13 protein-coding genes are annotated in these 12601 nt (G+C 36.5%); 5 read left to right on the top strand and 8 right to left on the bottom strand.

Annotation, left to right across the window (positions count from 1 at the left end):
• Positions 1-7 precede the first annotated feature (7 nt).
• From QNH15_RS10140 to QNH15_RS10120, 5 genes are all read right to left on the bottom strand, one after another.
• A complete protein-coding gene (locus QNH15_RS10140; protein WP_347343378.1) occupies positions 8-718 on the bottom strand; it encodes a glycosyltransferase family 2 protein in 711 nt (236 codons plus the stop codon).
• Positions 719-734: 16 nt separating this feature from the next.
• The gene (gene galE, locus QNH15_RS10135; RefSeq protein ID WP_283894453.1) at positions 735-1724 is read right to left on the bottom strand and encodes a UDP-glucose 4-epimerase GalE; all 990 of its coding nucleotides are present in this window, start codon (positions 1722-1724) and stop codon (positions 735-737) included.
• 26 nt (positions 1725-1750) lie between these two features.
• Complete coding sequence (gene glf, locus QNH15_RS10130) at positions 1751-2878, bottom strand: UDP-galactopyranose mutase (protein ID WP_283894452.1); 1128 nt, start codon at positions 2876-2878, stop codon at positions 1751-1753.
• A 97-nt stretch (positions 2879-2975) separates the two neighbouring features.
• Positions 2976-3776, bottom strand: a complete 801-nt coding sequence (locus tag QNH15_RS10125) for a glycosyltransferase family 2 protein (protein WP_283894450.1) — start codon at positions 3774-3776, stop codon at positions 2976-2978.
• Positions 3777-3812: 36 nt separating this feature from the next.
• Positions 3813-4469 carry a class I SAM-dependent methyltransferase gene (locus QNH15_RS10120; RefSeq protein WP_283894448.1) on the bottom strand — a complete coding sequence of 219 codons (657 nt, stop codon included), beginning with the start codon at positions 4467-4469 and terminating at the stop codon, positions 3813-3815.
• 199 nt (positions 4470-4668) lie between these two features.
• Between QNH15_RS10120 and QNH15_RS10115 the strand changes: the two genes are divergently transcribed.
• The 5 genes from QNH15_RS10115 to QNH15_RS10095 all read left to right on the top strand — a co-directional run bounded on the left by QNH15_RS10115 (position 4669) and on the right by QNH15_RS10095 (position 10096).
• Positions 4669-5694 carry a sugar phosphate nucleotidyltransferase gene (locus QNH15_RS10115; RefSeq protein ID WP_283894446.1) on the top strand — a complete coding sequence of 342 codons (1026 nt, stop codon included), beginning with the start codon at positions 4669-4671 and terminating at the stop codon, positions 5692-5694.
• A gap of 13 nt (positions 5695-5707) precedes the next feature.
• On the top strand, positions 5708-6724 hold the full coding sequence (locus QNH15_RS10110) for a hypothetical protein (protein WP_283894445.1): 1017 nt from the start codon (positions 5708-5710) through the stop codon (positions 6722-6724).
• The gene (locus QNH15_RS10105; protein ID WP_283894444.1) at positions 6721-7722 is read left to right on the top strand and encodes a glycosyltransferase family protein; all 1002 of its coding nucleotides are present in this window, start codon (positions 6721-6723) and stop codon (positions 7720-7722) included. The genes QNH15_RS10110 and QNH15_RS10105 overlap by 4 nt, the downstream gene beginning before the upstream one ends.
• Positions 7723-7827: 105 nt before the next feature.
• A complete protein-coding gene (locus QNH15_RS10100; RefSeq protein ID WP_283894443.1) occupies positions 7828-9117 on the top strand; it encodes a UDP-glucose dehydrogenase family protein in 1290 nt (429 codons plus the stop codon).
• A 22-nt stretch (positions 9118-9139) separates the two neighbouring features.
• The gene (locus QNH15_RS10095) at positions 9140-10096 is read left to right on the top strand and encodes a UDP-glucuronic acid decarboxylase family protein (protein ID WP_283894442.1); all 957 of its coding nucleotides are present in this window, start codon (positions 9140-9142) and stop codon (positions 10094-10096) included.
• Positions 10097-10206: 110 nt separating this feature from the next.
• Here the strand turns inward: QNH15_RS10095 and QNH15_RS10090 are convergent, their stop codons facing one another.
• The 3 genes from QNH15_RS10090 to QNH15_RS10080 all read right to left on the bottom strand — a co-directional run bounded on the left by QNH15_RS10090 (position 10207) and on the right by QNH15_RS10080 (position 12577).
• Entirely contained in the window at positions 10207-11007 is an 801-nt protein-coding gene (locus QNH15_RS10090; RefSeq protein WP_283894441.1) for a glycosyltransferase family 2 protein, read from the bottom strand.
• A gap of 15 nt (positions 11008-11022) precedes the next feature.
• On the bottom strand, positions 11023-11814 hold the full coding sequence (locus QNH15_RS10085) for a glycosyltransferase family 2 protein (RefSeq protein ID WP_283894440.1): 792 nt from the start codon (positions 11812-11814) through the stop codon (positions 11023-11025).
• A 142-nt stretch (positions 11815-11956) separates the two neighbouring features.
• Positions 11957-12577 carry a methyltransferase domain-containing protein gene (locus tag QNH15_RS10080; RefSeq protein ID WP_283894439.1) on the bottom strand — a complete coding sequence of 207 codons (621 nt, stop codon included), beginning with the start codon at positions 12575-12577 and terminating at the stop codon, positions 11957-11959.
• Between the last annotated feature and the right edge of the window lie 24 nt (positions 12578-12601).

Raw genomic sequence — 12601 nt, 5'->3', positions numbered from 1 at the left:
TATGACATCAATGCTTCGATACAAACGGTTTGAAATCATCTGTCTTTGTAATAAATTGGCTTATACTTAAAATAACATCCACCGGCACCTTCCATGTGTGCTGTTCCTGGTCATCATCCCTTAAGTATGTGAAATTTTCTTTTGTTGTTGAGTAAACCCTCAACCCCGCCTTTACACAGTCTCTACAAAAAATCCGGTCTACTTCTTTGATCTGATCTGGAAACCTTACTTGATCCAAAATTGCTTTATAAAATACTAACGTTCCTCCTTGTAAATATTGCTTTGCAAAGCTGGTTTGATGATTGACATATTGATTTTCATTGCCTGGATTGAAAACAGCCAATACTTGCTTATTTTTCAAGTATATATATACCGATGTCTTTCCAATCACATCCGCTTTCATAGCATTCAATGCTGAAAGAGAATGTTCGAGATAAGCCGGTGAATAATAATCGTCATCCTCAAAATTTGCAATAATATCATATTTTGCGTGCCCCACAGCGAAATTGATGCAATTACCTAAAGAAGTATGTTGCGGGACTTGATAAACAGACACATTCTCATAATTCTTTGCTTTTTCACGCCATTTTTGTAAACACATACTATCTTGATTTAGTACAATGATTAATTCTTTTTGATCGTAATTTTGATTCTTGTAATTATCAAATATATTTTCCATGCAAGAGTCCCTAATTGTACAGGTAATAACAGATACCATATTATCTCCTTTTTATCTATGGCTTTTTATAACCGCTTGGATGATTTAAAAACCACTGCCATGCGGATTCAATCATATCTTTCAGGTCAAACTGTGCCTTCCAGTTAAACTCTTTTTTCAACAAATCTGCACTGGCAATGAGTGCGGGAGGATCTCCATCACGCCTTTTTGCATATTCCACAATGGCTTTTCTGCCGGTAATCTTTTCGCACATTTTTATGATTTCATTCACACTTATTCCTTTTTCATTCCCTACGTTATAAACTCTGTTGGCAACCCTGTTATCCAGCAATGCTTCAAGTGCAAGGAGGTGGGCATTACTTAAGTCTGTAACATGGATATAATCTCTAATGCAGGTTCCGTCTTTTGTCTCATAATCATTGCCAAACACAAAAATTTTTTTCGTCTCGCCTAGTAAATGTTTTAATATATTTGGAATCAAATGGGTCTCAGGTGTATGGTCCTCTCCCAATTCTCCCGATTCAATGGCACCTGCTACATTAAAATACCGCAGAGCAATATATTTTAGCGAATAGGCTGATGAAAAGTCTCTTAAAAGCTGCTCGCCAATTAATTTGGTCCAACCATAAGGATTAATAGGAATTGCAGGAGTAGTTTCATTTATTATCTTGCACGGTGGTTTCCCGTAAACTGCACATGAAGAAGAGAAAACCATTTTCTTAACATGATATTGCTCCATCATTTTCAATAGGGTTATCATTCCATTGACGTTGTTGCTATAATATACTGCGGGTTTTTCAACCGACTCTCCTACGTATGCATTTGCTGCAAAATGCATAACTGCACGAACAGGGTATTTTGAAAAGATTTCCCCTAAGTCTTTAGGGTTTCTTACATCCCCTTTTACAAATATTGCTTTAGGATCAATCGCTTCCTGATTGCCTGTTGACAAATTATCAATTACAACAACCTGATAACTTTTCATGATTAAAGCTTTGACTACGTGACTCCCAATGTATCCTGCTCCTCCAGTCACAAGAATCATGGCATCTCTCCTATTCTCCTCATTTATTATCCTATCCTAATTTCTTTTTCGAATAAGTGCAGAGCCCTGCCTACGATTTGGTCCATATTATAATACTTGTATTCTGCCAATCTTCCGGCAAAAATCACTTTGTCTTTAATCGTTTGCGCTTCCGTTTCATATAACCTATATTGCTCCCTGTATTCTTTTTTGGGAACCGGATAATATGGGTCATTAATGCCTATTTTATAGGCTTCCGGATATTCTCTTGCAATCGTTGTTCCCAGGATGTTCTTTTGGTGTGTTAATTTTTTAAATTCCGTAATGCGCGTAAATTCATACTCATTTGGATAATTGATCTGGCCTGCTTCTTGAAATTCCTCCTTATTGTGGAATTCAAATTCGAACCGTAAGCTTCTGTAGGGCAGTTGGCCAAATTTATAGTCAAAATACATATCGATAGGGCCGGTAAAAATTAGTTTGTTATAATGAACATCTGTTATGATTTCTTTGTAGTCGGTATTTAACAATACTTTGATGTTTGGGCTGTTTATCATTCTCCTAAACATTTCAGTATATCCATGCTTTGGAAGTGCTTGATATTTATCTTGAAAGTACCGATTGTCTCTGGAAATGATAATAGGTACCCTTCCTGTTACAGACGCATCCAGCTCTTCGGGCCTTACCCCCCATTGTTTTACCGTATATCCATGAAATACCTTTTCATAAATGTAATCTGCGAGAGTTTTCAGCTGTTTATTTTTGTTATTTTGAAGCTGTTGAATCGTTATCTTTTCGCCAAACTTATATTGTTCCAACAAGGCGTCTTCAATTGCTTTAGCGTTTGATGAAGGAAATAGTTGATTTAGGGAGTTGAGGTTAAAGGGAATGGGTACCATTACTCCATCAAGCATACCAAGCACTCTGTGATAATATGGAGTCCATTCCGTATAGGTTGAAAGATAATCCCATACTTTCTTCGAATTCGTGTGAAAAATATGCGGACCAAATTTATGAACGAGTACTCCATGTTCATCAAAATGATCATAGGCATTACCTGCAATATGGTTTCTTTGTTCCACAATGAGGACCCTTTTTCCCAAAATGCTGGAAATTCTTTCAGCCATTACACAACCCGAGAAACCCGCTCCTACAATTAAATAATCGAATTTCATCTTTTCCTCCCCAGAATTGGGATTATATGCTTTATGTATGCAGTAAAGGAGTTTCCTATGTATTTTCCAAGGAAATAAAAGAAAAAAATCCTGTTTTTTATACAGGATTTTGATTTGGCAGCAGTTGTGCCAGCTGCTGCCAGCCACAATATTTTCTAAAAACTGGACGATATAAATCACCCCATTTTTTTAACGTATGATAGATGTGCCATTCAAAAACTTCATTATAAAGATCTATTTTTTTTGTGGCATTATTTGCATGCTGCCTGTAATTATAGAGCATCTCATCGATCCAGTGAATAGTAAAATGTTCAATAAGCAAGGCATCCATTCGTTTATCTTCAAGATGACGTCCATCCCATGGATCATCGGTCGGCCATCCACCTACTTGTTTCAGAGCTGACGTTCTGTAAAAACGGGGAAAAGGTACATCGTTAGATAATAAAAATTCATACCTATCACTATAGGAACGTCCACCAATGCGAGGTACTTCCAATAATTTATTCCCTTCTCGATCTTCATAAACATCTGTTTTATTGCCCCAAATCAGTGCCACTTGCTCTGAAACCTTTTCTGCTTCATTTCTTAGTTTTTCAATGGTATCAAAAAAAAGCCAATCATCTGCATCAAGCTTCATTATATAAGGCGTATCAATAACGGCTAGACCCTCGTTTTGTGCTTTTGACTGACCGACATTTTCTTTCAAACGGATTAATGTAACCCTGGGATCATTTAAATAGTGCTCGACAGAAGCAAGGCTTTTATCTGTGGAGGCATCATCCACCAAGACAATTTTCCATTTATTGTACGTTTGTCTGAACACACTTTCCAGCGCATCCTTTAAAAACATTCCAGGATTATAGGAAGGGATCAAAACGGTAACATCATAATTTTTCATAAATCGCTCCATGTTCTTCATTATTCTTATCTAATCTCATAAAGACGATAACTGGTTATTGGGGTGTACTTTATTTAATAATACCGGATTTACATCTTCATAAAGAGACAACAGAACCGGGTGGTTAAATAAATATGCCCTATTTACGAATAAAAACATATTTTGAGCATACCACCATCCAACTGTATCACTGTTCCACACCTTATCCCTTATACAGTCAATGACCAGGAAATCGTGTTTTTTAAATTTTTCTATCCAATAATCAGGCCACTGTTCGTTTACATGGTGATCACCGCCCTGATCAGGTATAGCTGCTGAAAATAATACAATTGAACCGTGATTCACAAGGGATTGCACAAAGGTATCAGCACAATGCTCAGGTAGATGTTCCGCTACTTCAAGCGACATGACCAAATCAAATGATCTTCCTAAATCAAGAAGATTCTCCAAGTTATACGGGAAGAACTTTCTTCTCGGTATATCCAGCTGCCTCCTGTCCACATAATCACCATCAACACCAAGAATATCTCTTATTCTATATTTCTTCTTAAAAACCGTTAACCACGTTCCCGTCCCACATCCAACATCTAAAACTGATTTTGGCTGGATTAATTCCATTACGATGGGGACAACCCCATGTGCGGATGATAATGAATCTTGCCTTTTGCTTTTAAAGAACTCTTTCGAATACATTTATTTGCTCTCACCTCAAATAAAAATCCTCTTTCTCTTTTAAATTATTCCAAAAACAATAAATTGGTTGGGCATTAAATAGTTTTATATCCTTCAGACATCACCTATTTATGTAACGTTTTTCAGTATAAATGCATAATGTAACATATATTTTTATGATAGATAAAATACTAATTTGTGAGTCTGGTGGTGTTTTTTATTGAAAGGAATAATTTTAGTAGCCGGAAAAGGTACAAGACTTCAGCCTTTTTCGTTATCAAGGGCCAAAACCTTAATCCCAGTTGCTAATAAGCCCTTACTAGAATATTGTATTGAAAGCCTGAAAAAAATAGGCATAAACGAAATTGGCATTGTATTAAACCCTGCACAAACAGATATTTGTGAGTATATAGATCATCGACCGACCGACAATACTTCGATTACACTGATTTACCAGCCGAAAGCAAATGGAATCGGAGATGCGGTGAAGCAAGCAGCGGATTTTTTGAAGACGGAGCCATTTATTCTTTTATTGGGAGATAACTTAATCAATGAATCGCTTTTATCCCTTAAAGAAGCTATCCTGTCAAGTTCAATCAACGGTGCTGTACTGATTACAAGGGTCTTTAATCCTAGTGATTATGGAATCGCCCACGTAGAAAACAACAAAATCATTAAAGTGGAAGAAAAACCAATAAATTCAACCTCAAATCTTGCCATAATTGGAGCATATGCGTTTGACTCCAATGTGCTCACTGCCATTAACCATATACAGCCCTCCTCAAGGGGAGAGTACGAAATTACTGACGCCATTCAATGGTTAATTAATCATCAATATAATATCTCTTATCAAATTACTAATAAGGAATACTCCGATGTAGGCACAATAGAACGATGGTTTGAAGCAAACCGCTGGGTTTTAGATTCCCTGAATCGATCAGAGGAGACAACAGACCCTTCAACCATCATCAAAAACTGCAAGTTGATTCCGCCCGTTCATATTGATAAAAACTGTGTGCTAACAAATTCGACCATAGGTCCGTATGTATCTGTTTCACAGGGTGCCGTTATAGATAACTGCAGGATTCAAGACAGTATAGTTTTGGAAAATGTTTATGTGAGTGATGTCTCTTCTTTAATTACTCATAGTATTTTCGGAAAAGGGACAAAAATCGATAAACTGCACATAGAAACTGCTTCCGTTGAATGTATTTTTTTTGATGACACTAAAATAATATCCAAGTAAGGTGATGTGAAATATGATTTTTTGTACATCTGTCTGTTTAAATCATTTGGCAAAGGCAAAAATATTGGCCAATTCACTAAAAAAGCATATGCCGGAAAGTAAATTGGTTATTTGTTTACTCGAAAAAAGCTTGCCTGCCCATTTATTGGACGACCAAGATTTTCATGAAGTGGTATTGGCTAAGGATATGGGCTTTACAAACTTCGAATCCACTATATTTAAATATAATCAATACGAAGCGGCATGTGCTTGTAAAGGACAACTTATAAAATATGTCTACAGCAAGTATAAAGATGTGGAATTTTTTAGTTATATTGATTCAGATACTCAAGTGTTTTCCCGTTTTGATGAAGTATTTGCTGCCTTTAAAACGCATTCTATTGTATTGACTCCCCATTATAATGAACCGCCAAAAAACACATACACCATTTGGGGGGAAAATGCAGAAATTCTGATTCTAAGAGTCGGTATCATTAACGGCGGGTACATTGGAGTTAAACGTTCAATGGAAGCAGAAGCAATGCTGGATTGGTGGACAGCAAGACTTGAACACTATGCTTTTAATGATGCGGAACAAGGACTGTTTACCGACCAGAGATGGCTAACAGCAGCCTTAATATTGTTTGATAAGATTTATGTACTGAAACATGACGGTTATAATGTGGCATTCTGGAATATAAACCAGCGCAGCATCAGCATGAAAGATGGCGTAAATTATGCTAATGGTAAACCTTTTCGATTTTTTCATTTTTCAAACATACATTATCTCCGGGATAACCTTCCAGACAATCCGTCTATATATAAAGTAGTACATCATTACATTACTCTAATAGAGGAGAATGAAAAACTCTATCCTGCCCATTTTGAATGGAGTTATGATTTTTTTGATCATGGTGAACGGATAGAAGATAACTCACGATCAGTGTTTAAATATAATACTAAATTTAATGCACATAATACAAATCCCTATTCTCTTACCAATAAAGCCATTAAACGGTTAAAACGTAAGAGGCAGGTGAGAAAACATTGATTTTCTGTACTTCTGTTTGCATGAACCACCTGGCAATGGCCAAGGCACTGGCACAATCCATTAAAAAGCACCATCCAGAATCAAAAATCGTTGTCTGTCTGATTGAAAAACACCTTCCTGTTTCTGTAGATGGATTAGACCTGTTTGATGAAATCGTTTTGGCGAAGGATATGGGATACCTTCATTTTGAACAAACCATATTTAAATATAATCAATATGAAACAGCAGGGTTCAGCAAAGGACAGCTATTTCGGTATATTTTTCAAAAGTATCCAAATGAAGAACATGTCGTTTTCCTGGATGGAGATACCCTAGTTTTTGGACCTTTCATAGAGATTGAGGATGCCTTGCGCTTACATTCGATTGTTTTAACACCACATATTTTAAACCCCGTAACAAACCAAGCCTATTTATCTTCGGAATTAGCACTCTTGTACACCGGAAATTTTAATACAGGTTTAATTGCACTTAAACGATCCAACGAGTCTTTGGAATTTTTGGATTGGTTCTGCTCCCGGTTGAACCACTACTGTTATACCAATCCTCCAAGAGGATTATACAATGAACAAAAGTGGATGGAACTTGTCCCTGTTTTTTTTGATAAAGTCATGAATGTAAAACACCCCGGATACAATGTAGCGAATTGGAATCTATTTGAAAGAAATATTACACAAAAAAGCGGCAACTATATAGTAAATGATCACCCTTTACGATTTTTTCATTTTTCTGGGCTGGATTTTATAACTGACACCCTGTATTTAATAAACAATGAAACAACAACCCACGGTATTGACATTCTGAATGAATATCAAAGATTGTTAAAGCATCATGGCCACCTGGATTTATTAAACATTCCGTGGAGTTATGATTACTTTGATAACGGCAGGATGATAAGTGATCAAATACGTACTATTTATAAAAATAATGTTTTAGTACAATCAGAAATCATCAATCCCTTTAGTGAAGACCGGCGTGCTTTTAAAAAATATACAAACTAATTAAAAGGTTGAAAGCAGGAACCGCGTTAAATTTTAGCTATAGCCGTTTCCTTTTATTGGGTATATTCATATTTTATAATAGTTAAAATTAACGGGGGTGTTTTATTGAATGTTTTAATTATCGGGGCAGGTTATGTAGGAACAACTACCGGTTTAATATTTGCTGAATTGGGACATTCGGTAACAGTGATAGATGTTGATCAAAAGAAAATAAATGATTTGCAGAAAGGCATCCTATTTTTTTACGAACCCGGTTTAGATACGCTACTTACTAAGCACTTAGCTTCGGGAAACATCACCTTTGAAATGGATCATCAAAAAGCTATAAAAGATAATCCCCTTATTTTCATCTGTGTCGGTACTCCGCAAAATCAAGATGGAAGTGCCAATTTGGAATTTTTACGAGAAGCTTCTGAATTCATTGGTTCAAACCTGTATGAATACAAAACTATCGTCATCAAAAGCACTGTACCTGCGGGAACCTCTAAACAAGTAAAGCGGTGGATCGAATATACAAAGAAAGATCCTGTCTCTTTTGACGTATTATCCAATCCGGAGTTTTTAAGAGAAGGCAGTGCTTTACATGATGCCCTTTATCCAGACCGAATCATTCTTGGAAGTGAAAATGATAAAGGAACCGCACTCCTCCAAGAGCTATATAAGGGAATAAAGGCACCATTTATAGTTACTTCACCAAGTGCTGCAGAATTAATTAAATATACGGCTAATTCATTTTTGGCAACTAAAATTTCATTCATTAACGAAATAGCCATACTTTGTGACAAATTGCATATTAATGTGCAGGATGTCGCTAAAGGGGTTGGATTGGATTTAAGAATTGGCCAATTATTTTTAGATGCTGGTATTGGCTATGGAGGATCTTGTTTTCCAAAAGATGTGCTGGCCTTGATCGATACTGCAAAGAAAAATAATATCGACCTTTCGATTCTGAAGAAAGTTCATGCTGTTAATGAGAATCAGCCGGGCTATCTCTTTAAAAAAATAAAAACAAGATTAATCAGCTTGTCAGCAAAAAAAATGGCTGTATTGGGTCTTTCCTTTAAGGCTCAAACAGATGATATAAGACAGTCGCCATCCTTGAAGATCATACAAGACTTAATAAATGAAGGAGCAATGGTAGAAGTCCACGATCCCGTCGCCAGACTCCCTGGCGATCTAATAGATAAGGTTTTTCAAAAAGATTCTCCAGAAGAAGCAATGACAAATGCAGATGCCATCTTAATCTGTACGGACTGGCCTCATTATAAAAATATAGATTGGCCTGATATAAAAAATAAAATGAAGTCCCCTATTGTTTTTGACGGGAGAAACATGCTCGATGCAGCTGAGATGAGATCCATTGGCTATATTTATGAAGGAATAGGCTACGAATAATCACATGAGAGGTGATGGTGCATTGGAGAAAATAATAATTACCGGGGTAGCTGGTTTCTTGGGATATCAGCTGGCAGAAACACTTTTATCTGAAGGCTGCTGCATTTTAGGAATTGATAATCTTTCTACTGGCAGGATGCAAAATATTGATAAGTTAAGTATTCATCCAAACTTCAGCTTTATAAAACATGATGTTTGCTCAGAAAACCTCTTTCAACTAAAAGAAATAACAGGCATAGACCAAATTTATCACCTCGCTTCTCCCGCATCCCCCAAATACTATCAAAAATTCCCTTTTGAAACCATAGAAATTAATACCCTTGGAACTAAAAACATGTTAGAACTGAGTAAAATTCACAATGCCAAAATGGTATTTTTAAGTACAAGTGAAGTATATGGGGACCCAGAAATCCATCCTCAGATTGAAGATTACAGGGGCAATGTTAATACCTGGGGACCGAGGGCCTGCTATGATGAAGGAAAACGGCTTGGTGAAGTGTTCTGTTATTTATACCACAGACTCTTCGGGGTGCAAATTAAGATTGCCCGGATATTTAACACGTATTCTGCTGGTTTGAGAAATGACGATGGTCGTGTAATTTCTAATTTTGTAAATCAGGCTTTAAAGGGAGAGGAAATTACGGTCTATGGAGACGGCTCACAGTCAAGGTCATTTTGCTATGTCGATGACACCATCCGTGCCATTAGGTTAATGATGAAAAATGATGCCGCAAACGGTGAAATTATAAATATAGGCAATCCAAATGAGATTACCGTTTTAAATCTGGCTAAATTAATAAAAGAACTCACCAATTCCCCCAGTGATATCGTATTTCTGCCTCTGCCAAAAGATGACCCCAAACAAAGACGGCCAAACATTGACAAAGCAAAAAAAATACTTGACTGGGAACCTAAGGTAAGTCTGGATGAAGGATTACGAAAAACAATAAATGTTTATCGATCCTCATCTCCCAACTAAATGAATCAAGACAGGGTCTTCAGAAACAACCAAATAATAAACAGAAAGCTGTCTCATTCAGATCGTTTTGAAACGAACCTCTTGAGACAGTCTTTTTTTAGGGGTCAGAGTCAATTTTTTTTCTTAGGTATAAGTGAGCTTAATTCAACCCAGCCGTATTTATTTATTGAGAACTGAGGCTCAAACTTATTCCCCCATTTATTCAGCGCATAATGAATATTCCATTTAATCATTTCATTTAAAATAGCTTTCTTATTAACTGTCACATTGTTGATATGTTTTCTATAATTATAGAGCATCTTATCAATCCATTGAATTTTATAGTCTTTGATCAATAGAACATCCATGCGGCGGTCCTCCAGATAACGCCCCTCGTATGGGTCATCCGTTGGCCAGCCTCCTACTTTTATAAGCGCAGATGTCCGGTAAAAACGGGGATATGGAATGAAATTTTCCAGCAAGAATTCATAAGGATCGTCAAATGAACGACCCTTAATATCCAGTATCTTATATAGCACTTCACCATCCTCATTTTCTATTACGATTGTTTTTTTTCCGCAGATCAAACCTACCTCATCAGGCACACTTTCTGCCTCATTCATCAGAATTTCAAGGGTGTCAGGAAAAAACCAGTCATCACTGTCCAGCATCATAGTAAAACGAGTATCTATTTGCTCTAAACCAACGTTTTGAGTTTTGGACTGACCTAAATTCTGTTTGTTTTTTATAAGGATTATACGGGGATCGGATAGATAGTCTTGTATCGTTGATAAACTATCATCAGTCGAAGCATCGTCTACGATGACCATTTTCCAGCCTTGATATGTCTGGTTCATTACACTCTCTACTGCATTTCTTAAATACTTGCCAGGGTTATACGAGGGGATTAAAACCGTTACTTTTTCGTCCATTTTCACCGACCCTCCCTATTCAATCCGCTTTAACTTTTTAACTACTCTCCAACCGCCCCTGATTGTCTTAAATACTGGTTCATATTCATTTCCCCACCTATGAAGAGCATCGCGAACGATCCACTCTACAGCCTCTTTGTAAACGTCTTTTTGATGGGTGGAATTTGTGGCATGTATTCTATAGTTTAATATGGTTTGCGGTATATAATAAAAACGGTATTCTCCGATTAGCCGTAAAAACATACGAAGATCTTCTGCATGCCTGCCATTAAACGGGTCATTGGTTGCCCATCCACCCATCTTCTTTATTAATGCTGTCCGGTAAAACTTTGGCCAAGGAATATAGTTTGAAAGCAACAGGTCATATTTATCCTGCTTGATATTGTCCCATTCATTAGAAACATATCTGTATCTTTTTCTATTTCTGATTTCAGTCACTTCTATAACATCGCCAACGATCAATGCTACGTCTTCGGGTAAATTCCTTGCTGCATCCATTAAAACATCCAATGTGTTTTCTGGAAGCCAGTCATCAGCGTCTAATTGCAAAAAGAATTCTGTATTTATTTTTTCAAGCCCAATATTTTGTGACATCGATTGGCCTGCGTTTTTTTTATTCTGGATAAGTGTAATTCTTTGATCTTCCAACAGATCCGCAGCATAGGACAAGCTATCATCTGTTGATGCGTCATCTACTAAAATGATTTTCCAATTGGGATACGTTTGATTAAACACACTCTCTAAAGCTTCTCTTAAATAGATTCCTGAATTAAATGAAGGTATTAAAACGGTCACTTCTTTATCCAACTACTTAAACACCTCCTAAAATTTATAATATCCTGTAAATAAAAATATTCTTGTTATTTTATATGCACTTTATCCAGGCCTGATTGTACTGATGTTTGTATCAAATAAAAAAAGAGCAATTCATCATTTGCTCTTTTAATCGTTATTTTTTAACTTTTGCAGTTAAAATTACCTGGTAATGGTCATCCTTAATGCCTAAAATGGCTTCAGGGATTTCATGAATGGCCAAACCGTCAAGAAATGCTTTTGCTACAGCAACATTGCCAAATACATCGATTTCTATCCTTTCTTCATCAACAAATTCATTCAACAGCATCCTTAATGAAGTATCCGTAAATCTCCAATAGTCTCCATGAAAATCTGTTCGACAGCTTGAGCTTAAACCAGAAGTCGTTAACAGCAATGTCCCGCCTGGTTTTAACGCGTTGAATGTATGGTTTAATGCCATTTTAATATCATAAATGACATGAATGACCTGGGTAAGAATAATACAGTCAAAAACCCCATGAGGAATATTTTCTCCTGTTGCTAAGTCACCAACAATGGTTGCTTCATTTGAAGAAATAAGGTTCAGCACATCGCTTTTCGTAACGTTATCTCCATAGGTCCTCGTATAAAAGTTATCTCCTACTTCAAGAACATGTCCTGTTATCTCTGCACGGTTATTCTCTAAAAATTTCTCGATGTAAAATCTATCAATAGGTTTTCCCCGGTCGAAACCAAAATTTCTGCTTTTGGGTCTTATTGAAAAGTTATTCAGCAAAAGCTCCTCCTTAATGACTTTTTT

Source organism: Fictibacillus enclensis (genome assembly GCF_030123385.1).
Classification (GTDB): domain Bacteria; phylum Bacillota; class Bacilli; order Bacillales; family Fictibacillaceae; genus Fictibacillus_C; species Fictibacillus_C enclensis.
This window is presented reverse-complemented; position numbering and strand designations above follow the sequence as displayed.

Bases quoted from the DNA above. Each gene is read 5' to 3' on its own strand.
- QNH15_RS10140 (WP_347343378.1), bottom strand. From the start codon at position 718: ATGGTATCTGTTATTACCTGTACAATTAGGGACTCTTGCATGGAAAAT.
- galE (WP_283894453.1), bottom strand. From the start codon at position 1,724: ATGATTCTTGTGACTGGAGGAGCAGGATACATTGGGAGTCACGTAGTC.
- glf (WP_283894452.1), bottom strand. From the start codon at position 2,878: ATGAAATTCGATTATTTAATTGTAGGAGCGGGTTTCTCGGGTTGTGTA.
- QNH15_RS10125 (WP_283894450.1), bottom strand. From the start codon at position 3,776: ATGAAAAATTATGATGTTACCGTTTTGATCCCTTCCTATAATCCTGGA.
- QNH15_RS10120 (WP_283894448.1), bottom strand. From the start codon at position 4,469: ATGTATTCGAAAGAGTTCTTTAAAAGCAAAAGGCAAGATTCATTATCA.
- QNH15_RS10110 (WP_283894445.1), top strand. From the start codon at position 5,708: ATGATTTTTTGTACATCTGTCTGTTTAAATCATTTGGCAAAGGCAAAA.
- QNH15_RS10090 (WP_283894441.1), bottom strand. From the start codon at position 11,007: ATGGACGAAAAAGTAACGGTTTTAATCCCCTCGTATAACCCTGGCAAG.